The sequence below is a fragment of the Bradyrhizobium sp. B025 genome, assembly GCF_042257955.1.
Classification (GTDB): Bacteria; Pseudomonadota; Alphaproteobacteria; order Rhizobiales; family Xanthobacteraceae; genus Bradyrhizobium; species Bradyrhizobium diazoefficiens.
The window spans coordinates 2875197-2896450 of record NZ_CP170150.1 but is presented as its reverse complement, the minus strand read 5'-3'; the positions used below and the strand labels follow the sequence as shown (position 1 = coordinate 2896450).

Annotated in this window: 21 protein-coding genes and 1 riboswitch; of the genes, 6 read left to right on the top strand and 15 right to left on the bottom strand. The window is 68.0% G+C overall.

The features are described from left to right. Positions 1 to 27: 27 nt before the first annotated feature. The 5 genes from cobA to cbiE are packed head-to-tail and all read right to left on the bottom strand — an operon-like array spanning position 28 to position 4391. Positions 28 to 759 (bottom strand): uroporphyrinogen-III C-methyltransferase, encoded by a 732-nt coding sequence (gene cobA / locus ACE10W_RS13255; RefSeq protein ID WP_011086057.1) that lies wholly within the window; start codon positions 757 to 759, stop codon positions 28 to 30. After that, positions 756 to 2066 (bottom strand): cobyrinate a,c-diamide synthase, encoded by a 1311-nt coding sequence (locus ACE10W_RS13250; protein WP_304552038.1) that lies wholly within the window; start codon positions 2064 to 2066, stop codon positions 756 to 758. Before ACE10W_RS13250 ends, cobA begins: the two co-directional genes overlap by 4 nt. After that, complete coding sequence (gene cobM, locus ACE10W_RS13245) at positions 2066 to 2848, bottom strand: precorrin-4 C(11)-methyltransferase (RefSeq protein ID WP_161535653.1); 783 nt, start codon at positions 2846 to 2848, stop codon at positions 2066 to 2068. Before cobM ends, ACE10W_RS13250 begins: the two co-directional genes overlap by 1 nt. Beyond that, complete coding sequence (locus ACE10W_RS13240; RefSeq protein WP_304552034.1) at positions 2845 to 3213, bottom strand: cobalamin biosynthesis protein; 369 nt, start codon at positions 3211 to 3213, stop codon at positions 2845 to 2847. Before ACE10W_RS13240 ends, cobM begins: the two co-directional genes overlap by 4 nt. Continuing rightward, positions 3210 to 4391: a precorrin-6y C5,15-methyltransferase (decarboxylating) subunit CbiE gene (gene cbiE, locus ACE10W_RS13235; RefSeq protein WP_304552032.1), complete on the bottom strand. Its 1182-nt coding sequence runs from the start codon at positions 4389 to 4391 to the stop codon at positions 3210 to 3212. The genes ACE10W_RS13240 and cbiE overlap by 4 nt, the downstream gene beginning before the upstream one ends. Here cbiE and ACE10W_RS13230 point away from each other — a divergent pair. Next, positions 4390 to 5136: a cobalt-precorrin-6A reductase gene (locus ACE10W_RS13230; protein WP_011086052.1), complete on the top strand. Its 747-nt coding sequence runs from the start codon at positions 4390 to 4392 to the stop codon at positions 5134 to 5136. The two genes, cbiE and ACE10W_RS13230, sit on opposite strands and share 2 nt — an antisense overlap. On the opposite strand, the gene cobJ is transcribed toward ACE10W_RS13230, so the two are convergent. From cobJ to ACE10W_RS13195, 7 genes are read right to left on the bottom strand one after another with little or no spacing between them, the layout of a single operon-like run. Beyond that, the gene (gene cobJ, locus ACE10W_RS13225) at positions 5112 to 5846 is read right to left on the bottom strand and encodes a precorrin-3B C(17)-methyltransferase (protein WP_011086051.1); all 735 of its coding nucleotides are present in this window, start codon (positions 5844 to 5846) and stop codon (positions 5112 to 5114) included. The genes ACE10W_RS13230 and cobJ overlap by 25 nt on opposite strands. Continuing rightward, positions 5843 to 6574: a precorrin-2 C(20)-methyltransferase gene (locus tag ACE10W_RS13220; RefSeq protein WP_304552029.1), complete on the bottom strand. Its 732-nt coding sequence runs from the start codon at positions 6572 to 6574 to the stop codon at positions 5843 to 5845. Before ACE10W_RS13220 ends, cobJ begins: the two co-directional genes overlap by 4 nt. Positions 6575 to 6576: 2 nt before the next feature. Beyond that, positions 6577 to 7206: a precorrin-8X methylmutase gene (locus ACE10W_RS13215; RefSeq protein WP_060911291.1), complete on the bottom strand. Its 630-nt coding sequence runs from the start codon at positions 7204 to 7206 to the stop codon at positions 6577 to 6579. Continuing rightward, positions 7206 to 8369 carry a precorrin-3B synthase gene (cobG, locus tag ACE10W_RS13210; protein WP_304552027.1) on the bottom strand — a complete coding sequence of 388 codons (1164 nt, stop codon included), beginning with the start codon at positions 8367 to 8369 and terminating at the stop codon, positions 7206 to 7208. Before cobG ends, ACE10W_RS13215 begins: the two co-directional genes overlap by 1 nt. Then, on the bottom strand, positions 8366 to 11614 hold the full coding sequence (gene cobN, locus ACE10W_RS13205; protein WP_304552025.1) for a cobaltochelatase subunit CobN: 3249 nt from the start codon (positions 11612 to 11614) through the stop codon (positions 8366 to 8368). Before cobN ends, cobG begins: the two co-directional genes overlap by 4 nt. Further along, on the bottom strand, positions 11614 to 12663 hold the full coding sequence (gene cobW / locus ACE10W_RS13200) for a cobalamin biosynthesis protein CobW (RefSeq protein ID WP_011086046.1): 1050 nt from the start codon (positions 12661 to 12663) through the stop codon (positions 11614 to 11616). The genes cobN and cobW overlap by 1 nt, the downstream gene beginning before the upstream one ends. After that, on the bottom strand, positions 12660 to 13034 hold the full coding sequence (locus ACE10W_RS13195) for a DUF1636 domain-containing protein (protein WP_060911287.1): 375 nt from the start codon (positions 13032 to 13034) through the stop codon (positions 12660 to 12662). The genes cobW and ACE10W_RS13195 overlap by 4 nt, the downstream gene beginning before the upstream one ends. A gap of 95 nt (positions 13035 to 13129) precedes the next feature. Then, positions 13130 to 13350, bottom strand: a riboswitch (cobalamin riboswitch). Between the two features lie 40 nt (positions 13351 to 13390). Here ACE10W_RS13195 and cobO point away from each other — a divergent pair. Next, positions 13391 to 14026: a cob(I)yrinic acid a,c-diamide adenosyltransferase gene (gene cobO, locus ACE10W_RS13190; protein WP_028172130.1), complete on the top strand. Its 636-nt coding sequence runs from the start codon at positions 13391 to 13393 to the stop codon at positions 14024 to 14026. A gap of 11 nt (positions 14027 to 14037) precedes the next feature. After that, positions 14038 to 15486, top strand: a complete 1449-nt coding sequence (locus ACE10W_RS13185) for a cobyric acid synthase (RefSeq protein ID WP_304552020.1) — start codon at positions 14038 to 14040, stop codon at positions 15484 to 15486. Here the strand turns inward: ACE10W_RS13185 and cobD are convergent. Next, the gene (gene cobD, locus ACE10W_RS13180) at positions 15475 to 16440 is read right to left on the bottom strand and encodes a threonine-phosphate decarboxylase CobD (protein WP_304552018.1); all 966 of its coding nucleotides are present in this window, start codon (positions 16438 to 16440) and stop codon (positions 15475 to 15477) included. The two genes, ACE10W_RS13185 and cobD, sit on opposite strands and share 12 nt — an antisense overlap. An 11-nt stretch (positions 16441 to 16451) precedes the next feature. Further along, complete coding sequence (gene cbiB, locus ACE10W_RS13175; protein ID WP_304552016.1) at positions 16452 to 17393, bottom strand: adenosylcobinamide-phosphate synthase CbiB; 942 nt, start codon at positions 17391 to 17393, stop codon at positions 16452 to 16454. 127 nt (positions 17394 to 17520) lie between these two features. Here cbiB and cobU point away from each other — a divergent pair, with 127 nt between their 5' ends. From cobU to bluB, 3 genes are read left to right on the top strand one after another with little or no spacing between them, the layout of a single operon-like run. Next, complete coding sequence (cobU, locus tag ACE10W_RS13170; RefSeq protein ID WP_038966032.1) at positions 17521 to 18024, top strand: bifunctional adenosylcobinamide kinase/adenosylcobinamide-phosphate guanylyltransferase; 504 nt, start codon at positions 17521 to 17523, stop codon at positions 18022 to 18024. After that, on the top strand, positions 18021 to 18803 hold the full coding sequence (cobS, locus tag ACE10W_RS13165) for an adenosylcobinamide-GDP ribazoletransferase (protein ID WP_304552012.1): 783 nt from the start codon (positions 18021 to 18023) through the stop codon (positions 18801 to 18803). Before cobU ends, cobS begins: the two co-directional genes overlap by 4 nt. A 4-nt stretch (positions 18804 to 18807) precedes the next feature. Then, positions 18808 to 19440, top strand: coding sequence for a 5,6-dimethylbenzimidazole synthase (gene bluB, locus ACE10W_RS13160; RefSeq protein WP_161535667.1), 633 nt, complete (start codon positions 18808 to 18810; stop codon positions 19438 to 19440). Positions 19441 to 19565: 125 nt separating this feature from the next. Here the strand turns inward: bluB and ACE10W_RS13155 are convergent, their stop codons facing one another. Continuing rightward, positions 19566 to 21251: a ShlB/FhaC/HecB family hemolysin secretion/activation protein gene (locus ACE10W_RS13155; protein WP_304552008.1), complete on the bottom strand. Its 1686-nt coding sequence runs from the start codon at positions 21249 to 21251 to the stop codon at positions 19566 to 19568. Positions 21252 to 21254: the final 3 nt, after the last annotated feature.

Genomic DNA, 21254 nt, shown 5'->3' with positions numbered 1-21254 from the left:
TCAAGGGCCGAACGGCGGCGGTCGCCGTCATGACGGGTATTCTCCCGCCAGTGCGCCGAACAGGATCACGGCGGCCGTCGAGGCAGCCCCGCCCCGCGCAAGCTGCTCGGCAAGCTCGGCAATCGTGGTGCGGACCAGCCGCTCGTCGGGGCGGCCGAGGGATTCGGCGAACAGCGCCGGGGTGGTCGGCGCGAGGCCGTGCGCGATCAATTTTGCGGCCAGCGCCGGAAAGGTGCGGCGGCCCATATAGACTACGGTAGTCGCCTCCGGATCGGCCAGTGCCGCCCAGTTCAGGTTCTGCGGCAGCTCGCCGGTGACGTCGGCTCCGGTCACGAACTGCACCCGGCGCGAGGTGTGGCGCCGCGTCAGGGGGATGCCGGCTTGCGCAGCGGCCACGCAGGCCGAAGTGACGCCGGGAACGATCTCGTAGCCGATGCCGGCCTCGCGCAGCGTTTCGAGCTCCTCCTCGAGCCGGCCGAAGATGCCGGCATCACCGGACTTCAATCGCACCACGCGCGCGCCGGTCGCGGCATAGTCGACCAGCAGGCGGTTGACGTGATGCTGCTTGGTCGAGGGCCGCCCGGCGCGCTTCCCGACCGCAACGAGATTGGCGCCGGGACGGGCGAGATCGAGAATCGCGCCGGACGCGAGGTCGTCATAAAGCACGACATCGGCCTCGCGCAGCCGCGCGGCACCCTTGAGCGTGAGAAGCTCGGGGTCGCCGGGACCGGCGGAGATGAAGGAGACAAAACCGCTCACCGGTCCTCCGCGATCAGATGGAAGAACGTGCCGGTGGCATTGCCTCGGCGCGAACCGGTCTCGGCGATGACCGCACCGGTCGCGTCGTGCACCACCGCGAGCGGCATGTCGGGCTGGGCGGCAATCGTCGAATAGTGGAATTCGTGGCCGCGCAGGCGCGCGCCGGGGCTATGTCCCGGCATCGGTGCGGCGAGTTCGGCGAGACGATAGCCCAGATGCATGCGGCGTTTGGCAAAGCTCGTCTCCAGGCCGAGCAGGCCCGCCATCTCATGGCGGACACCGTCGGCGTCGGTCAAAGCGGTTCCGAGCACCATATAGCCTCCGCATTCACCATGCACCGGTCGTGTCTCGGCGAAGGCGCGCAAGCCGCTGCGAAAGCGCGCGTTGGCCGCGATCTTCCCGGCATGAAGCTCGGGATAGCCGCCGGGCAGCCAGCAGACATCGGCGCTTGCGTCGGGCGCCTCATCGGCAAGCGGCGAGAAGTTCGAGATGTCGGCACCCGCCGCGCGCCAGGCTTCCAGCATATGCGGATAGACGAAGGAGAATGCCGCATCGCGGGCAAGCGCAATGCGCTGCCCGGGCGGCGTCACGTTCAACCCATTCGCAGCCGGTTGCGGCGCCCAGGCGGCCGCCGATTGCAGCACCGCATCGAGATCGACATGCTCGGCGACGAAACGCGCGGCCTCGTCGATCAGCTTTCCGATCTCCGCCTGCTCCTCGGCCTGCACCAGGCCGAGATGCCGCTTCGGCAGGCTGATCTCGGCATGGCGCGGCAGCGCGCCGAACACGGCGATACCGGCGTCGTCAAGCGCGCGCCGTACGAGGTCTTCATGGCGCGGGCTGGCGACGCGATTGAGCACGACGCCGGCAAGGCGCACGCCCGGGCGGTAGTCGCGAAGGCCCGCAGCGATCGCCGCCGCCGTCTGCGCCTGTCCCGAGGGATCTATCACCAGCAGCACCGGCCAACCCAGCATCTCCGCAATGTCGGCGGTGGCGCCTGTGCCGGAGACGCCACGCGCGGCGACGCCGTCGAACAGACCCATCGAGCCCTCGGCAAGCACGACATCGGCGTCGGCGCCGCGGCCGACGAGATGCGCGATTCCCCCGCGATCCATCGCCCAGCTATCGACGTTGACGGAAGCGCGGCCCGTCGCAGCGGCATGGAAGGCGGGATCAATATAGTCGGGCCCGCTCTTGAAGCACTGCACGTTCAGTCCGCGATTGCGCCAGGCGCGCGCGAGCGCCAGCGTCAGCGTCGTCTTGCCGACACCGGAGGCGGGCGCGGAGATGACGAGCCCCGCCGGCATCAGGAGGCCTCCGGAAAGCGCGGCTCGGCGCCGACCGGCCGATAGCGGCGGTCGTAGTCGGCGGCATAGAGGCGGCTCTCGTCGAAATCCGCGGCGCCAAGCGTCTTGCCGACCAGAATGAGCGCGGTGCGTTCCATCTCGGTGCCGACGGCGGCATCGAGCGTCGCAAGCGTGGCGCGGACGATGCACTGGTCCGGCCAGCTCGCGCGCCAGACGATGGCGACCGGGCAATCCGCGCCGTAGTGAGGCAGCAGCTCCGCAATCACCTGGTCGAGCAGATGGATCGACAGATGGATGGCGAGTGTCGCACCGGTCGCAGCGAAGGCGGCGAGCTTCTCCCCTTCGGGCATCGCACTGGCGCGGCCCGGCGTGCGCGTCAGCACCACGGTCTGAGCGAGCCCCGGCAAAGTCAGCTCCACCTCGAGTGCCGCGGCGGCGGCCGAGAAAGACGGAACGCCGGGCGTCACGGTGAAGGGAATGTCGAGCGCACGGAGACGGCGGAGCTGCTCGCCCATCGCCGACCAGATCGAGAGATCTCCGGAATGCAGGCGCGCGACGTCCTTGCCGTCCGCATGCGCGGCGGCGATCTCGGCGATGATCTCGTCAAGCGACAACGGCGCGGTGTTGACGATCCGCGCATCCGGCGGGCAATGCGCCAGCACGCCCTCAGGCACCAGCGAGCCGGCATAGAGGCAGACCGGACAGGCGGCGATCAGGTCGCGTCCGCGCAACGTCAGCAGATCGGGAGCACCCGGCCCGGCGCCGATGAAATGCACCGTCATGCACAGTCTCCTTCCGCGATCGCGGCCGTCGCGGTACGGTCCTGCGAGACCACCCGCGTCGCAATCAATCGCGCGCGAGGGCCGGCCGCGGCGAGCGCCGCGGCTTCGGCGACCGATCCGGTCCCGAACTTTTCCGCGATGAGCCTGGACTGCGTCGGCGTGTCGATGCCGGCCAGCACCTCGGGCGACACCGCCCTGATCGGCACACCGCATTCGCGCGCGAGCTGCTGCAGCGCTTCTGCATCGGCCTTGTCGCTGACGGTCGCCACCGCCGCAAGGTCTTCAGCGCCGCCCGCCGCCAGCAGCGCCTCACGCAACGAGGCCAGCGTGACATCCTGCCTGAATCCGAGCCCGGCGACCTTCATCGGACCGCACTCCACTGCACCACGGGACGCGCCGCTTCCCAGGATCGGTAGCGGCCGAGCGGGCCGGCATGGGCGATCTCGACCCGCATCAACTCGCCGCCGTGGCGCTGGTGCAGTTCGCCAAGCAGCGCTTCCGTCTCCAGCGTCACCGCATGCGCAACGAGCCATGTGCCTGCCCCGATGCGCGACCAGATGGCATCGAACATCGCGCTATCGAGACCGCCGCCGAAGAAGACCGCATCCGGCGCGTCCAGCCCGGCGAGAGCTTCGGGCGCACGGCCCGTGACAACAGCGATCCGATGCGCCAATCCGAACGCCGCCGCATTGCTGCGGATATTCGCGGCGCGAGCCTCGCGCATCTCGATTGCCGTCGCCGTCCCGCCGCAAAGCGCCCACTCGACCGAGATCGAACCCGATCCGGCGCCGATATCCCACAACCGTTCGCCCGGGCGTGGTGCCAGCGCAGAAATCGCAAGCGCACGCACCGGCCGCTTGGTGATCTGGCCGTCATGAGCGAAGAGATCGTCGGGAAGTCCCGAGCTGCGAGGAATGCCCTGAGCTCCCTTCGCCTCCACGGCCACCGCGACCAGGTTTCCGGCGAGATCGCCAGTAAAACCATCGGCACGATGTTCCGCAATGCTTTCGCGTGGCCCGCCGAGCGCGGCGAGAGTCCAGAATGCCGAGGCGCCCCATCCGCGCTCGCTCAGCCACTTTGCAAGGTCGCCTGCGGCCTTGCCGTCACGCACGAGGCAAATGATGCGCGCGCCAGGCGCAAGGTGTGGCACGAGGCGCTCGAAGGGCGCGGCGTGGAGACCGAGGCAGACGACGGATTCAAGACGCCAGCCGAGCCGCGCAGCGGCGAGCGAGAATGTCGACGGCGCAGAATGTGCGACCCACTCACCCGCCTCAAGCTTCTCGGCAAGGCTTGCGCCGGCGCCGTGCCAGAACGGATCGCCGGAGGCCAGCACCGCGGTCGGCCGGCCGCGGCGGCTGAGCACGGCCTCCGCATCGAACGGCACCGGCCACGGATGGCCGCGCCCGGTCACACCGGCAAGCGCGAGATGACGCTCACCACCGAAGATGGTTTCGGCCTCACGCAGCGCCTTTCGGCTTGCGTCCGACAGCCCGGCAAGGCCATCTTCGCCGATACCGATGATGGTCAGCCAGGGATCAGCCATGACACGCGCCCTCATTCTGGGCGGAACGAGCGATGCGAGTCAGCTTGCCGCGGAGATCGCGCACGCCAGCATGGATGCCGTCTATTCCTATGGCGGCCGCACCCGTGCGCCTGCCGACCAGCCGCTGCCGACCCGCGTCGGCGGCTTCGGCGGCGTGTGCGGGCTCGCCGATTACATTCGCCGTGAAGGCATCACGCATGTGATCGACGCGACGCATCCTTTCGCTGCCGAGATGAGCCGCAACGCCGTCGCGGCATGCGCGGAAACCGGCACGCCGTTGATCGCGCTCGAACGCACCCCCTGGGCTAAAACACCCGGTGACAACTGGATCGAGGTCGGCGACGTCGATGCAGCGGTCGCCGCTCTGCCCGAGTCGCCGGCAAACGTGTTCCTCGCCATCGGCCGCCAGCACATCGCGCCGTTCGGGAATAAACCGCAGCACGCCTACACACTGCGCTTCGTCGATCCGCCCGAAGCGCCGCTGCCCTTCCCGGCTGACGTGATCGTGTCGCGCGGACCGTTCACGCTTGATGGCGAGCTGGAGATGCTGCGTACGCGCGGCGTCATATGGATCGTCGCCCGCAATTCCGGCGGCGATGGCGCGCGCGCCAAGATCGACGCGGCCCGCACGCTCGGCCTGCCCGTGATCATGATCGCGCGGCCGGAGTTGCCCGAGCGCCAGCGGGTCGAGAGCGTGGCCGAGATCATGCAGTGGCTTGGTCATCGCACCTGCCTCGGCGCATAGATCCAGCGGCCGACACGGCGCGTCTGCGAGTTGCCGACGATCACCAGCGTTCGCATGTCGGCCATCTCGGGCCGCGCCGCGTTGAGCGTGACGGTCTCGATCGTCTCGTCGGATGCGCTGATCGCGCGCGCGAAGATCACGAGCCGCTCGCCGCAGCCGGCGTCCTTCAGCACGGCCAGCGCGCGGCCAAATCCTTCCGGCCGGCTCGCCGAACGCGGATTGTACAGAGCGATCGCGAAATCCGCTTCCGCGGCCAGCCGCAGGCGCTTCTCGATCAGCGCCCATGGCTTGAGATTGTCGGAGAGATTGATCGCGCAGAAATCATGGCCGAGCGGCGCGCCGGCACGCGCGGCCGCCGCCAGCATCGCAGTGATGCCGGGCAGCACGCGGATCGGGAGCTCGCGATATTGCGGCGCCTGCTCGAGCGCCTCGAACACGGCCGATGCCATCGCGAAGACGCCAGGATCGCCGGAGGAGACGACGACGACCTGCCCGCCTTCGGCGGCCAGGCGCAGCGCCTCGCTCGCTCGCGCGAGCTCCTCGCGGTTGTCGGATGGATGCAGCGTGAGCCCCGGTCGCGGCGGCACGCGCGCGACATAGGGCGCATAGCCCAGAATATCGGTGGCGGAGCCCAGCGCGGCGGAGACCTCGGGCGTCACCAGCGCGTCACTGCCCGGGCCGAGGCCCGCGATGGTCAGCGTGCCCGTCATTCGGCGGCGTCCAGATGCCGGCCCTTGCCGTGCACGAGCACGATCGCAAAATAGGGACAGTCGGCGGCATCGATCTCGGCGAGCCGCGCGACGCGCTCGCCCGGCATGGTGCCGCGCTCGACCAGCCAGGCATCGTCCAGCCTTCCGGCGGCGGCAAGCGCGCGGCGCACTTTCGCAAGATTGCGGCCGGTCTTCATGACGACCAGCGCATCGGAGTCCCGCATGCGGCGCTCGAGCTCGTCCTCCGCGAGCGTGCCCATCAGCACCGTCGTCACGTCGTCGCCGAGCGCGATCGGCTGGCCGACGGCATTCCAGCAGCCGACCATGCCGGGAATGCCCGCGATCACCTCGATCTCGACGCGTCCCTGCAAGCGCGTGTGCAGATGCATGAAAGAGCCGTAGAAATAGGGGTCGCCCTCGCAGAGCACGACCACGTCGACCGCGCGCGCCAGCCGCGCCAGGCGCTCGACCCATTCGTCGTAGAAGCCGGCGAGCAACTGGACGTATTCCGCGCTGTCGAAAGCGATCTCGGTCGTAACAGGGTATTCCATGGGATATTCGGTAACGTCGCCGGCGAGCATGCCCTCGACGATACGACGCGCCTGGCCCGGCCTGCCCTTCTTGCGGAAATAGGCCACGTGCTGTGCGCCGCGCACGGTACGATCGGCGCGCACGCTCATCATGTCAGGATCGCCCGGGCCGAGACCGCAGCAGATGATGCGTCCCATGACTATTCGCTCCGGCTCGCCAGCGCATTCACGGCCGCAACGGTGATCGCGGAACCGCCAAGGCGGCCCTCGACCGTCAACGCCGGCACCGGCGGATCGGCCATCAGCGCGGCCTTGGATTCGGCCGCGCCGACGAAGCCGACCGGACAACCGATGATCGCCGCCGGCCGCGGGCAGTCGCGGTCCTCCAGCATGTTGAGGAGATGAAACAGCGCGGTCGGCGCGTTGCCGATCGCGACGATCGCGCCGGCGAGATGCGGCCGCCACAGCTCCAGCGCCGCGGCCGAGCGGGTGTTGCGCATGGATTGCGCTAGCGCGGGAACGGCGGCGTCGCCGAGGGTGCAGATGACGGCATTGGCCGCCGGAAGTCTAGCGCGCGTAATGCCCTCGGAGACCATGCGCGCATCGCACAGGATCGGCGCCCCCTTCTGCAACGCTACGCGCGCGGCGGTCGCCATGCCTGATGTGAAGCGGATATGCGCTTCCAGGCCCACCATGCCGGCGGCATGGATCATCCGCACGACGACCGGTTCCTCATCGGGCGTGAAGCGGGCAAGATCGGCCTCGGCGCGGATGGTCGCAAAGGATTGCCGGTAGATCGCCGCGCCGTCGGTCTCGTAGGCATGCGGCATCAGTGCCCTCCCATCAGGATGGAGGGATTGCCGACGATGTCGTCGCGGTTCAAGCCGCGCAGGATGGGCTCGTCGCGCGTCGAACCGCCGCGCACGAGATCGAAGCCTGCGCCGGTCGCGACCAGCGTGATCGCGGCCGCACCAGAATGAGCGCAGCCCTTGGCGCAGCCGGAGACGTGAAGTCGCGCGGCCGCGCCGATGTTCGGCGCGAGCGCTGCCGCCAGCGCGCGGGTATCGGCATGCGCCTCGCGGCAACGCGGCGCGCCGCTGCAGGCGATGACACGCAGCGCCGGATCGTAGGCCTCGGTGATGAGACCGGCCGTGGACGGCATCGTCCGCTTGCCTTCGCTCAGAACCATCCGCCACGGCGTCATGCGCAGGGCATGTCCGCAGCCGGCGAACTGGCTGAGCGTCGCATGCGGCATTTGCCCGAAGGCGACGCCGACCATCGCGCCCTGCGGATAAAGGCCGGGGCGCGCCGCAGCCATGATCGGCGCCGGCTCGGCCTCGCCGCGCAACGCGCCAGGCAGGGCTGCGCCAGCGGCAAGATGCGCCGCCATCCGCCCTCGCCCGTCCCGGGCACCGCCTGATGTCACGAACCAGGTTGCGAGCGCTAGGGCGGCGGTCACAGCCTCGCCGCGTCCGACGGAACGGCCGAGGCTGGCGCCATTGGCCCTCACCAGCAGTCCGCCAGCGCCATCACGCTCGATCCGCACATCCGCGGAATCGCCGGCGAGCACGCGCGAAGTGCCGTCATCGATGGCAAAGCCGAATTTCGTCGGAAGCGCGAGCACGCTATTCTCGAGCGCCTCCTCGAGCTCGGCGGCAAGCGCCTCGGTCTCGTCGCCCGCGCGCCAGAACGGCGTCACCAGGATGTTGCGCCGGGACTCGGTGTCGGCGTCGGGATCGAGCAGCGCCAGTTGCGAAAGACCGTCGAGCAGCAGCCGGTGGCTGCCTTCGCTGACGCCTCTGATCTGGAGATTGGCGCGGCTGGTGACATCGATCAGGCCGTTGCCATGGCGTTCGGCCAGATGCGCCAGTCCGGAGATCTGCGCCGCATCGAGCCGGCCGCCGAACGGGCGCACGCGAACCACGAGCCCGTCGCCCGATTGCATCGGCCGCAGCGCGCCGGGGCACCAGCCCTTGACCATGGCCGCGCTCATGACGCCTCCCGCAACGCTGCCGCGATCGAATTGCGACGCGTTCGCCAGAGTGAGGCCTCATGCAGACGGGTGAAGCACGTCTCCATCGCGGCGAGCGCCGCGGGATTCTCGCGGGCCATGAAGGCGCGGACGTCGTCGTTGCCGAGCGTCGCATCGTAGTAGAGATCGAACAGATGCGGCGGCACGGCGCCGGCCAGATGGGCGAAGGCGGCCATGTGCTCGAGTGTCGCGGTGATCTCGGCGGCGCCGCGAAAACCATGGCGCATCATGCCGGCGATCCAGGCCGGATTGGCCGCGCGCGCGCGGACAACGCGTGAGATTTCCTCCGTCAGCGTGCGCGCATGCGGCTGGTCGGGACGCGTCGCGTCGAGATGATAGAGCGATGGTCCCGCCGCGCCGAGATGTGCTGCGGCCGCGGCAACGCCGGCCTCATGCGCGGCATAGTCGGCGGCGAGCAGAAGATCGGTTTCCGGCAAGTCCTGGACGTGGACGAAAGCATCGGCCGACGCGAGCCGCTTTTCGATGCCGGCGCGATCGGGCTTGATCTCGCCGTCGGCGGAGAACGCCCAGGACGACGCCGACAGCCAGGCTTCGCCGGCCGCATCGCGCGTCTCCGCCGTGAAGGCATCAGGGATCGCCGAGAGGCCGACGCCGTATTGCCCGGGACGCGGCGCGAACACGCGGGACGCACGGTGTCGGTACGGATTCTCGTCGCCCTCCTCCTCGCGCGCGGCGAGCGCCTCGGCCGCCGCCTCGAACAACTGGGCGAGGCCGGAGAAGACATCGCGGAACAGGCCCGACAGCCGCAGCGTGACGTCGATGCGGGGACGGCCGAGCTCGGCCGGCGCGATGATGTCATAGCCGGTGACGCGGCCGGAGGCGCGATCCCAGCGCGGCGCAAGTCCCGCCAGATGCAGCGCCATCGCGAATTCCTCGCCGGCGGTGCGCATCGTCGCCGAGCCCCAGAGATCAACCACGAGGCCTTTCGGCCAGTCGCCGTGATCCTGCAAATGGCGGCGAAGCAGCTCTTCCGCGAGCTTGATGCCTTGCGCATGCGCCGACGGCGTCGGCACGGCGCGCGGATCGACGGCAAAGAGATTGCGTCCCGTCGGCAGAACGTCCTGGCGCCCGCGATAGGGCGAGCCCGACGGCCCCGGCGCAATGCGCCGGCCCGCAAGTGCGGCACGCAGCGCGTCCCGCTCCGCTTCGCCGCAGGCGCCGCGGCCGAACACGTGCAGGCCGTCGCCGAACTGGCTTTCCTTGAGATCGCAGACGAAGCGGTCGATCCGCGGGATCGCTTCGGCTGGCGCTGCCGATGCATCGAGGCCGAGATCGTCCTCCAGTCCGGCCACGCGGGCTTCGTCCCGGATCGCGGCGATCAGCCGCTGGCGGCGGGCGGGATCGAGACCATCGGCCGTCGAATATTCGTCGAGGAGCTGTTCGAGCCTGCGCAGGCCATCCGGCACGGCGGACTTTTCGAGCGGCGGCGGCAGGTGGCCGATGGTGACGGCACCGATGCGCCGCTTGGCCTGCGCGGCCTCGCCGGGATCGTTGACGATGAAGGGATAGATGACAGGCAGATCACCGATCAGGGCTTCCGGCCAGCAGCTCGATGACAGCGCCACGGATTTTCCCGGCAGCCATTCCAGCGTGCCATGCGCGCCCATGTGCACGACAGCATCGCAGCCCTGCTCGCGGAGCCAGAGATAGAACGCGACATAGGCATGCCGCGGCGTGCGGGCGAGATCGTGATAGTCGGCGTCGCGCGTGGTTGCATCGCCGCGTTCCGGCTGAACCGCGATGATCGACTTGCCGCATTGGATCGCGGCGAAGTGGAACGCGCCGTCGCGGCAGCTCGGGTCGCTCTCCGGCGCGCCCCAGGCTTGCGCGAGATCATCCTGCAAGGATTGCGGAAGACGCGAGAGCGCCGCGCTGTATTCGGTGACGCTCCAGGTGAGTTGCCGCCTCAGCAGCGTCTCACCGAGAGCCTGGACCGGCACGGCATCGAGGCCGGTCCCCGCAAGATCGGACATCAAGGCTTCGACCGAGGCCAACGCGTCAAGACCCACTGCGTGCGCGATCTGGTGCGGGCGGCCCGGATAGTTGGACAGCACGATCGCCAGCCGCTTCTCGCCGGCCGGCTTCACCACGAGCTTCTGCCAGGCCGCGACGCGCGCGGCGATAGCCTTCACGCGCCCTGGATCCGGGCGATGGGCCAGATGCGCGAATTGCAGGTCGGGATCACGTTCCGCAGCCGACTTGAAACTCACCACCCCCGCAAACAGGCGGCCGTCGACTTCGGGCAGCACCACATGCATCGCGAGGTCGCCGGGCGACAGGCCGCGCAGCGATTCCGCCCAGTCCTCGCGCCGCGCGGTGGAGAGCGCGACCTGGAACACGGGACACGATGCCGCATCGAACGGTGTCGTGCCGTCGTCGCCGATCGCGGAGAACGCGGTCGCATTGACGATCGCGGCCGGAGGATTTTCCATGAGCTGGAGCCGCAGCCAGTCCGCGACGCCCGCGGCCTTCAGCGAGGTGACGAACACGCCATAGGCGTCAAATCCCTTCTCGCGCAGCGTGGCAATCAGCGCATCGACCGGGCCGGTGTCCGCGGCGGTCAGGTACGACCGATAAAACGTCACCAGCGCGCGAGGCTTGCCCTCGCCGGCGGTCGGCACGGCGATGACACCGCGCGCGGGCTCGTAAAAGCCCATCTCGGGCACGGTCGTCTCGCCGACGACCGGACCGGCATAGAGTCCCGAGGCCAGCGCAAGTTGCGCAATCGCGGCCTGCGCTGCGACCGGACCGCCGGTGTCGCAGAGCACCTTGAGCCGGCGCAGCGTCGAGACAGGCAGCGTTGAGTATGCATCGAGCCGCGTGTCGTCGCGGCCGTCGGCCGGCAGCACGGCGAGCACGATACCGCGCGCCTGCGCGAGTTGCTGGAGAGCCGCGAGACCGTAGGGCCAATAGGACTCGCCGCCGATCAGGCGGACCAGAATGCCGCGTGCCTGGGCCAGCGTGCGCTCGATGTAGGTGTCGATCGAAAGCGGATGACGCAGTTCGGCGAGATTGGCGAGCCGCAGCGACGGCAGGCTGTCGCGGCCACGCCGCCAGCCGGCCGCGAACGCGGCAAGATCGGAATCCGAATACGAGAGCACCACGAGATCGGCCGGGTCCTGGCCGATGTCCCTTGGCGTCGCGGTCTCCTCGAGACCGCGGCTCTCGCGGAAGACGACGTGCATCAGATGCCAGATCCTGAAAGACCAAGTCCCGCTCTTATCGCGGCCTCGTCGATATCGCCGTGCTCGCCGATCACGACGAGCTTTGACTGCCGCGCGAGCGCGCCCCAGGGCTTGTCGAACTGGTGACGCACGCGCTCGCCGACGGCCTGGAGCAGCAGGCGCATCGGCTTGCCCGCGACCGCGATGTAACCCTTGGCACGCAGCACGTTCTGCTCGCGCGCCAGGCGCTGAACCGAGGCGACCAGCGCATCGACGTCGCCGACTTCCGGAAGATCGATCACGACGGACGCAAAATCGTCGTGCTCATGCTCCTCCTCGCCGTCGTGATGCGACGGGCGCGCGGCAAGATCATTCTCGGCGGCGGCACCGAGACCGAGGATGACGCGCGCATCGATCGCGCCGTCGGTAACGGCAAGCATCGGCACGCGGCGCGGCATCTCGGCGGTGATGGCAGCCTTGGCCGCTTCGAGTCCCGCCGGGCCGGCAAGATCGGCCTTGGTCAGCAGCACGATGTCGGCGCAGGCGATCTGGTCCTCGAACACTTCCGACAGCGGCGTCTCGTGATCGAGATTTTCGTCCGCCGCCCGCTGCGCTTCCACTGCGGCCGGGTCCGGCGCGAAACGGCCGGCGGCGACGGCCTCGGCATCGGCCAGCGCGATCACACCGTCAACGGTGATGCGCGAACGGATCTCCGGCCAGTCGAACGCCCTAAGCAAGGGCTTGGGCAGCGCCAGGCCCGAGGTCTCGATCAGGATGTGATCGGGCCTCACCGGCCGCGCCAGCAACAGCTCCATGGTCGGGATGAAATCGTCGGCAACGGTGCAGCAGATGCAGCCATTGGCGAGCTCGACGATGTTTTCCTCCGGGCAATTGGCATCGGCGCAGGACTTCAGAATCTGGCCGTCGACGCCCTCGCTGCCGAACTCGTTGACGAGCACCGCGAGCTTCTTGCCGTTGGGGTTGGCGAGCAAATGCTGGATCAGCGTCGTCTTGCCGGAGCCGAGAAAGCCGGTGACCACCGTGACCGGGACTTTTGCGAGCGAGTTCATTCGGCGGCCTCCGGCACGACGGCAATGGGGGGAATGCGCGCAAGTGACTGCTTGCGGAAGATCTCGGGACGGCTGCGCCAGGGCACGAGGCCGTCGGGCGCGGCCGCATAGGCGGCGGCGCCTGCGATCACGTCGCGCGCGTTGGCATCCGACAGGCGGCCATAGACATAGGACCAGCGGCCGGGCGCACTGAGCGCGACCGAGCAGCCCTGGCTGCATGCGGACAGGCATTCAACGGGAACCACATTGACGCCATCGGGCACGCCGGCGTCGACGATCGCACCGTGAAGGCGCTTGCCCGGCGTGACTTCGCCCTCGCCAAGCGTCTCGCCGGCACGGCAGGTAATGCAGACGTGAAGTGTGACGGTCATCGCCTCTTCCAGAATAAACAGCGGGAGGCGAAGAGGCCCACGAACCGGTCTTGCGAGGGTCCGTTTCCCCGTCGCGGAACACCCCGTCCGCCGGTCCAAAAATCGTCCGCGCTGGCAGGTCTCCCGGCTTGCGGAGCAGGGTTTTGCCCTTCGATCCCCGCCTTCCCGATCCCGTCAGGGATCAGTGGCCTCGGGCATCTCTCCGGTCACGGTCGCGGGGGCGGCTGCATTTTGGACCCAAATCTTGCCGATTCGGACCCTATCGCATTCCCTCTTCGCCTGTCATAGGACAGGAACCAACGCCGGGCCACCATTTGCCCCTGGCCGCCTCTTGTCAAGCCGAAGGACCCCGTCCGATGACGCCTGAACCGGATACCCAAACGGCCGAGGAAACCGACGCCCGCCACGCCGCGAAAATGGCGAAGAAGAAGGCCGCCCGCGACAAGATCATGGCGACCAAGAGCGGCGAGAAGGGCCTCATCATCGTCCATACCGGCGCCGGCAAGGGCAAGTCCTCCTCCGCCTTCGGCATGATCGTGCGCTGCGTCGCCCATGGCTTCCCCTGCGCGGTCGTGCAGTTCATCAAGGGCGCCTGGGATACAGGCGAGCGGCGCCTCCTCACCGGCCATTTCGGCGATCTCTGCCAGTTCCACGCGATGGGCGAAGGTTTCACCTGGGAGACGCAGGACCGCGCCCGCGACATCGCCGCTGCGCGCGCCGGCTGGGAGAAGGCCAAGGAGCTGATTCTCGATCCCAGCTTGCGCATGGTCGTGCTCGACGAGATCAACATCGCGCTGCGCTACGACTACCTCGATATCGCTGAGGTCGTCGAGTTCCTGACGACGCAAAAGCCTGCGATGACACATGTCGTGCTCACCGGGCGCAATGCCAAGGACGAGCTGATCGAGATCGCCGACCTCGTCACCGAGATGACGCTGGTGAAACATCCGTTCCGCTCCGGCATCAAGGCGCAAGCCGGCGTCGAGTTCTGAAGACACACGCGATGGCGCGCGCATTGATGATCCAGGGGGCCGGCTCGGACGTGGGCAAGTCGCTCATCGTCGCCGGCCTTGCGCGCGCCTTCACGCGGCGTGGGCTGCGCGTGCTTCCCTTCAAGCCGCAGAACATGTCGAACAATGCCGCCGTGACCGTCGACGGCGGCGAGATCGGCCGCGCCCAAGCACTGCAAGCCCTCGCCGCCGGCGTCGAGCCGCACACCGACATGAACCCGGTGCTCCTGAAGCCCGAGACCGATGTCGGCGCGCAGGTCGTTGTCCACGGCAAACGCATCGCGACCGCGCGGGCGCGCGAATACGCGGCGATGAAACCGTCATTGATGGGCGCGGTGCTGGAGAGCTTTGAGCGGCTGAAGGCGCGCGCCGATCTCGTGCTGGTCGAAGGCGCCGGCAGCCCCGCCGAGGTCAATTTGCGCAAGGCCGACATCGCCAACATGGGTTTTGCGCGCAAGGCCGACGTGCCCGTGGTACTGATCGGCGATATCGACCGCGGCGGCGTCATCGCCCAGCTCGTCGGCATCAAGACGGTGATCGACCCCGACGATGCCGCGATGATCCAGGGTTTTGTCATCAACAAATTTCGCGGCGATCCCACGCTGTTCGATGACGGCTACAAGCTGATCGAAGCAAAGACCGCCTGGCGCGGTTTTGGCGTGCTGCCCTGGTTTGCGCGCGCCGGCGAGCTGCCCGCCGAGGACGCGCTGGGCCTGAGTGATGCGCGAAAGCCGGGCCAATGCAAGATCGCTTGCCTTGCGCTGTCGCGGATCGCCAATTTCGACGATCTCGATCCGCTCAAGCTCGAGGCGGGCGTCGATCTCGTCATGGTGCGGCCGGGTGAAGCGATCCCTGGCGATGTGCGTCTCGTCATCATCCCCGGCTCCAAATCCACCCGCGGCGACCTCGCCTTCCTGCGCGCGCAGGGCTGGGACATTGATCTCCTGGCGCATTATCGCCGCGGCGGCCACGTGCTCGGCCTCTGCGGCGGCTATCAGATGCTCGGACGCAGCGTTGCCGATCCCGACGGGATCGAAGGCCCTGCCGGCGACACGCCGGGCCTCGGACTCCTGGATGTCGAAACGGTGATGAGTCCGCAGAAGACGCTGACGCGGGTTGCGGCCGTGCATGCGGCGACCGACCAGCCGATCGAGGCCTACGAAATCCACATCGGCCGCACCGACGGGCCCGATCGCGCCCGTCCGTTCGCCAAACTGAATGGCGAGCCTGAAGGCGCAATCTCCAGCGATGGTCGCGTACAGGGTAGCTATTTGCACGGCCTGTTCACGTCGGATGATTTCCGGAAAGCGTTTTTGGCCAAGCTCGACATCCCGGCAGGCGACGAGCCCTATCACAGCAGGGTCGAGAGCGCGCTCGATGCGCTCGCCGATCACATCGAAAAGCATCTCGACGTCGAAGGCCTGCTTTCGCTAGCGCGCTAGGACCTCGGCGAGGCGCGTCCATTCGGGCTCGCTGCCCGGAAGTCCGAGCCGCAGCCATGTCGGCTTCTGCGCGAAGACGCGCGACCAGATCTGGCCGCGCGCGAGCTTCTCCTGCGCGGCCAGCGCATCCGGCGTCTCGTAGAGACGAAACAGCGGCGTGCCGCCAACGAACCGCCAGCCCTGCGCTCGCGCCATGTCGTCGAGACGGGCACAGTCGCGCACAAGCCGCGCTGACGTGGACTCCGCCCAGGCATCATCACGCAATGCGCGGCAGCCGATTGCGATCGCAGCCCCCGAGACCGGCCATGGCCCCGACATCGCCGCAATCCTGGCGATGTCGGCCGCGCTACCGAGTGCAAACCCAAGCCGCAGGCCGGCCAGACCATAAAACTTCCCGAAGGAGCGCAGGATCAGCAGCCCCGGATGATCCGCTTCCGGCGCAAGCGACAGCTGCGGAACGGCGTCGACAAAGCTCTCGTCGATGACGAGACGGCCGACGCGCGGCAGCAGTGCCAGCAAATCCTGCGGCGTATGGCACCGGCCATCGGGGTTGTTGGGGTTGACGACGATGGCGAGATCCGCGCCCACCAGTGCGTCGAGATCGCCGACCTCCAGGACATCCCAGCCCGCAGCCGACAGGACTCCGGCATATTCGTTATAGGTCGGCGCGAGGATGCGGGCGCGGCCGCGCGGCCCAAGCTGCGGCAGCAATTGAATTGCGGCTTGCGCGCCGCCCGTCGCGACGAGCGCCGCGCTCGTGCGGTAGGCGTGCTGCGCCGCCTGATGCAAGGCATCGATCTCGGCACGCGACGGCAGCGCGCTCCACGCGCGCATGCTCACCTCGCCCGCCGGATAAGGCAGCCGGTTGATCCCCGTCGAGAGATCGATCCAGTCCTCCGCGCGTCCGCCAAAACGCTGCTGGGCCAGATCGAGATTTCCGCCGTGCTCACGCATGTCCCGTTCTTTCACGCGAAAGCCAGGATCGCAAGGACGCCGGCCAGCAGCAGCATGGCGCGGCGGTAGATCGTCAACCCCCGCGTGATATCGGCGGCGAGCGGATCGCGCGCACCTTCGTTCAGCCAGGGCTCGTTCGTGACGCTGCCGTGGTAGATCCGGGGACCGCTGAGCCGCACACGAAGCGCGCCCGCCATCGCCGCTTCCGGCCAGCCGGCATTGGGCGAGCGATGCCGGCGCGCATCGCGCGTCGTGCACGACAATGCTTCCGCCCTGTGCGGCGCCAGCAGCACGAACAGAAACCCGGTCAGCCGCGCCGGAATGAAATTGGCGACGTCGTCGATCCGCGCCGCCGCCCAGCCAAAGGCTTCGTGTCGCTCGCTGCGATGGCCGATCATGGAGTCCAGCGTGTTGATGGCCTTGTAACCCAAAATGCCGGGCAGGCCGAACAGCGCGCCCCAGAACACGGGCGCCACGATGCCGTCGGAGGCGTTTTCCGCAAGACTCTCGATCGCCGCGCGCGCGATGCCGGCTTCATCGAGCGCGGCGGGATCGCGGCCGACGATGCGCGAGACCGCTTCGCGCGCGCCGGCGATGTCGCCGGCCTGCAAAGGCACGGCAACGGCGGCAACATGATCATGCAGCGAGCGCAACGCGACCAGCGGCCAGGCCAGGACCCCCGCCAGCACGATCTGGATCCAGCCCGAGGGGAGCAACGACTGAAGCGCCCAGCCGAGTGCGGCCGAGACCGCGATCACAAGGAACGCTCCGGCAAGGCCCGCGGCGCGGCGCAGTGCCGGCGGATCAGAGGCGCGATTCCAGGCGGTGTCGATGGCCGCGATCAGGCGGCCGAGCCAGGTCACGGGATGGCCGATCCGTGCGAACAGCGGGGCCGGCCAGCCCAACAGGGCATCCACCGCCATCGCCACCGCCATCGCACCCGCAAAGCCCACACAAATCTCCCGTCTCGCTCCGCCCCTGTTGCGCAAGACGGCGGCCGAGTGCAAGCCCCCGCCCGCCTGATTTCGGCTTTGTCTTTGGCCCCGTTTGGTGATTAGTGCTGGCCGACAGGAGACTTTTATGGCCGTCATCTTGATCACGGGCGGAGCGCGATCGGGCAAGAGCCGACGTGCGGAGACGCGCACGCAGGCCTTTCCCGGGCGGCCCGTATACATTGCCACAGCCGAGGCGCTCGACGCCGAAATGGAGGACCGCATCGCAAAGCACCGCGCGCGACGCGGAGCCGACTGGATCGAGCGCGAGGTGCCGCTCGACCTGGTGCAGGCCCTGGTCGAGACCGAGGGCGGCGGCGCGAGACTGGTCGATTGCCTGACGCTCTGGCTGTCCAACCTGCTGCATTCCGAGCGCGACTGGTCGCGCGAGGTGACGCATCTCGCTGAGGTTCTCCCTCGCTTGCGCAGTCCCGTCATCATGGTCACCAACGAGGTCGGCCTCGGGATCGTGCCCGACAATGCGCTGGCGCGCACCTATCGCGATGCCGCCGGAATCATGAACCAGACGTTCGCCGGCGTTGCCGACGAGGTCGAATTCGTGGTCGCCGGACTGCCGATGAAGCTGAAATGATACCGGGCACCGAGACGATCCGGAATGTCATCGCCGATCTCAGGATCGCGGCGTCGTTCGTCACGCTCCTGCCGGTCGGATCGTCAAAGCCTGCGGCCGACGGCGTCATCGCGCGCGCGACCTGGGCGCTGCCGGTCGCGGGACTGCTGGTCGGACTTGCCGGCGCCTTGGTCCACAAGATCGCCAGCCGGCTCGGACTGACGCCGAACCTCGCCGCCCTGCTCGCACTGGCCACGACCGCCCTCATCACCGGCGCGCTGCACGAGGACGGGCTTGCCGATACCGCCGACGGGCTCGGCGGCGGCCGGACGCGCGAGCGCAAGCTCGAGATCATGCGCGACAGCCGCATCGGGACCTATGGCGTCTGCGCACTGATCCTGTCGTTCGGCCTGCGCTGGAGCGCGCTCGCGGCGATCGCCAATCCGTGGCTGGTGACGCTGGCGCTGTGCGCTGCGCATTGCGCAGCCCGCGCGGGCGTGCCGGCGTTCATGTCGCTGGTCCCGCCGGCGCGGCCTGACGGCCTGTCGGCAAGCGCCGGAGCGCCGCCGGGCCGCAGCGTCGCCATCGCCTTTGCCGTTGGAACTCTCGCTCTCACCCTCGCACTTGGACCGGGCAAGGCACTGGTCGGCCTGATCCTGCTGTCGCTCGCAGGCCTGATCCTGGCACGGCTTGCCATCCGCCAGATCGGCGGGCAGACCGGCGACATTCTCGGCGCCTTCGAGCAGACCGGCGAAATCGTGATCCTGCTCGTTGCCGCGGCCTTCCAGATGGGACGATGACCTCATGGTCGAGTTCGACGACACCTTCCGCCAACACTTGCGCGAGCTGTTCGTATGGCGCCGTGACGTGCGCCGCTTTCGCACCGATCCCTTGCCGGACGGCGCGGTGGAACGCCTGATTGAGACGGCCTGTCTTTCCCCGTCGGTCGGCCTCAGCCAACCCTGGCGCTTCGTCATCGTCGACGATGCCGCACGGCGCACTGCCGTGATCGACGATTTCAGGACTTGCAACGGCGACGCGCTGAATGCGTATGCCGGTGAACGCGCCGCGCGCTATGCCACCCTAAAGCTGTCGGGCCTCGAACAGGCCCCCGGCCACCTCGCCGTGTTCGCGGACAAGGCCAGCGACACCGGGCACGGCCTCGGCCGCGCGACCATGCCGGAGACGACCGAGTATTCAGTCGTCGCGGCGATCACCGCAATGTGGCTCGCCGCACGTGCGGAAGGCATTGGCCTCGGCTGGGTGTCGATCCTGCATCCCGATCGCATCCACACCATTCTCGACGTGCCTGATACCTGGAAATTCATCGCCTATCTCTGCATCGGCTATCCGGAAGTCGAATGCGACCAGCCCGAGCTGGAGCAGGCGAAATGGGAGCACCGGCGCAGCACGGACGAATTCACGCTGCGGCGCTAGGGCCGCGCCCTCCTCCGTCATTGCGAGCGTAGCGAAGCAATCCAGAATCTTGCCGCCGAGGTAGTCTGGATTGCTTCGTCGCAAGAGCTCCTCGCAATGACGACTGAGAGAGAGGCAACCTGCCGCTACGACTTGCTGCCGGCAACCGCCGCCACGGGCGCGGCGCTTTCCTGTTTCTGGAACATCAACAGCGGCCGGAAGATGATGCGGCCATAGGCTTCGTAGTGGTTCTGGGTCGAGACCGCCATCTTCAGCGGCGTCGCGTAGTTTGCCTCAAAGGTCATGAACGGCGCGTAGGTCCAGGAGAAGCCGACGCCGACCGAGCCCAGTTCGGTGACGCCGGGGAATGTCGAATATACTGCACCCCAGTCGGTGAAGATGTAGGTGTCAAAGCCCTTGAGCCATGACGACCAATTGTAGTGCAGCTCGGCGTTGAAATAATAGCCGCTGTCGCCGGACGCCGAGTTGGAGGGATAACCACGCACGGTGGTCGGACCGCCGATCGAGAAGATCTGGTCGCCCGGCAGCAGCTTCTCCTGCGTGTACTGCCAGCTCGCAAGCACGTTGGCGCTGAAATTCGCCGGACCCGCCGCGCTGGTCGCGATCAACGAGCCGGTATAGGTGTTGAACGCGCGGTTGTTGCCGAGCACGTGGTCCTGCCACGCGATGTAGTTCACCGCCGGCGAGACCGTGATCGAATAGCTGTTGCCGGAATTGGTCACCGAAAATCCGGCCGTAGCCTTGTCGTAATGATCGTCGGTGACGGCGACTGTGGCGAAGCGGCTGACCGTCTTGCCCTCGGTCTCGGCGGCGTTGAACAGCACCAGCCAGTTCTGTGTCACCCAGATCGGCTGGCTGAAATTGATCGCGGCCTGGCTGGAGCGTCCGGTGACGTCGAGCGCGACGAACGGTCCCTGGATGATCTTGATCTTGCCTTCGGTGTAGCTGACGCCGACGCGGCCGCCCCAGGGATTGACCGGAATGCTGTAGGCGGCGTTGCCGTTGAGATTGCCGTCGGAGCGGACGCCGTAGAAGGTCAGGCGGTCGTCGACGCCGAACAGGCCGTGGCGCTTGTAGAACGCCCCGCCCTCCCAGCGCCCGGTGTTCTCGACGCCCTGGTTGTCGACGAAGAGCTGCAAGGTGTCGATCGGCGGCTCGATCACCGCGAACTGGAGGTCGGTCAGACCAAAACTCGTGCCGGGCTGGAGCAGCGCCTTGATCTGCACATCGTTGGTGCGGTTGAACCAGATCACGTCGCGATTGAGCTTTGGAACGTCGAGGACCTCGCCTTCCGGCTCCTTGACGCGCTGAAGGATGTAGTCGGTGCGAGTCTGCTTGTTGCCTTCGATGGTCGTCTTTTGCAGCCGGCCTTCGGTCAGCTTGATCTTGACCACCCCGCCCTTGGCATCCTGATCGGGCAGCGTCGCGATGCCGGTGACGATGCCGCGCGCGGTGTAGACAGCATTGATGTCGGCGACGAGTTGCAACAGCGAGGCGATGTCGACATCCTTGCCGACATACTTCTTCGCGATCTCGTCGAGCTCCGCGGGCGTGATGAACTTCGACGCGTCAAACTCCACCTTGCGCAGGCGGAATTTCGGCCCGCCCGGTTTCAACAGCTGGGACTTCTCCCGCTCGCCGCCGATCACCGCCGGCCCGTTGAGCTTGGGCGGCGCGCTCTGCTGTTCGAGCTGCCGGCGCTGCCGGTCGACGTCGTTCTGGATCACGCCGGGATTGATCGACTGGGAGCGCGCGGAGACAATGCAGCAAGCTGCCAGCCCGACCCCCAATGCTGCCCCCAGAATCCGCATCCC

Bases quoted from the DNA above. Each gene is read 5' to 3' on its own strand.
- ACE10W_RS13250 (WP_304552038.1), bottom strand. From the start codon at position 2,066: ATGCCGGCGGGGCTCGTCATCTCCGCGCCCGCCTCCGGTGTCGGCAAG.
- cobM (WP_161535653.1), bottom strand. From the start codon at position 2,848: ATGACGGTGCATTTCATCGGCGCCGGGCCGGGTGCTCCCGATCTGCTG.
- ACE10W_RS13240 (WP_304552034.1), bottom strand. From the start codon at position 3,213: ATGAAGGTCGCCGGGCTCGGATTCAGGCAGGATGTCACGCTGGCCTCG.
- ACE10W_RS13230 (WP_011086052.1), top strand. From the start codon at position 4,390: ATGACACGCGCCCTCATTCTGGGCGGAACGAGCGATGCGAGTCAGCTT.
- cbiE (WP_304552032.1), bottom strand. From the start codon at position 4,391: ATGGCTGATCCCTGGCTGACCATCATCGGTATCGGCGAAGATGGCCTT.
- cobJ (WP_011086051.1), bottom strand. From the start codon at position 5,846: ATGACGGGCACGCTGACCATCGCGGGCCTCGGCCCGGGCAGTGACGCG.
- ACE10W_RS13220 (WP_304552029.1), bottom strand. From the start codon at position 6,574: ATGGGACGCATCATCTGCTGCGGTCTCGGCCCGGGCGATCCTGACATG.
- ACE10W_RS13215 (WP_060911291.1), bottom strand. From the start codon at position 7,206: ATGCCGCATGCCTACGAGACCGACGGCGCGGCGATCTACCGGCAATCC.
- cobG (WP_304552027.1), bottom strand. From the start codon at position 8,369: ATGAGCGCGGCCATGGTCAAGGGCTGGTGCCCCGGCGCGCTGCGGCCG.
- cobN (WP_304552025.1), bottom strand. From the start codon at position 11,614: ATGCACGTCGTCTTCCGCGAGAGCCGCGGTCTCGAGGAGACCGCGACG.
- cobW (WP_011086046.1), bottom strand. From the start codon at position 12,663: ATGAACTCGCTCGCAAAAGTCCCGGTCACGGTGGTCACCGGCTTTCTC.
- ACE10W_RS13195 (WP_060911287.1), bottom strand. From the start codon at position 13,034: ATGACCGTCACACTTCACGTCTGCATTACCTGCCGTGCCGGCGAGACG.
- cobO (WP_028172130.1), top strand. From the start codon at position 13,391: ATGACGCCTGAACCGGATACCCAAACGGCCGAGGAAACCGACGCCCGC.
- ACE10W_RS13185 (WP_304552020.1), top strand. From the start codon at position 14,038: ATGGCGCGCGCATTGATGATCCAGGGGGCCGGCTCGGACGTGGGCAAG.
- cobD (WP_304552018.1), bottom strand. From the start codon at position 16,440: ATGCGTGAGCACGGCGGAAATCTCGATCTGGCCCAGCAGCGTTTTGGC.
- cobU (WP_038966032.1), top strand. From the start codon at position 17,521: ATGGCCGTCATCTTGATCACGGGCGGAGCGCGATCGGGCAAGAGCCGA.
- cobS (WP_304552012.1), top strand. From the start codon at position 18,021: ATGATACCGGGCACCGAGACGATCCGGAATGTCATCGCCGATCTCAGG.
- bluB (WP_161535667.1), top strand. From the start codon at position 18,808: ATGGTCGAGTTCGACGACACCTTCCGCCAACACTTGCGCGAGCTGTTC.
- ACE10W_RS13155 (WP_304552008.1), bottom strand. From the start codon at position 21,251: ATGCGGATTCTGGGGGCAGCATTGGGGGTCGGGCTGGCAGCTTGCTGC.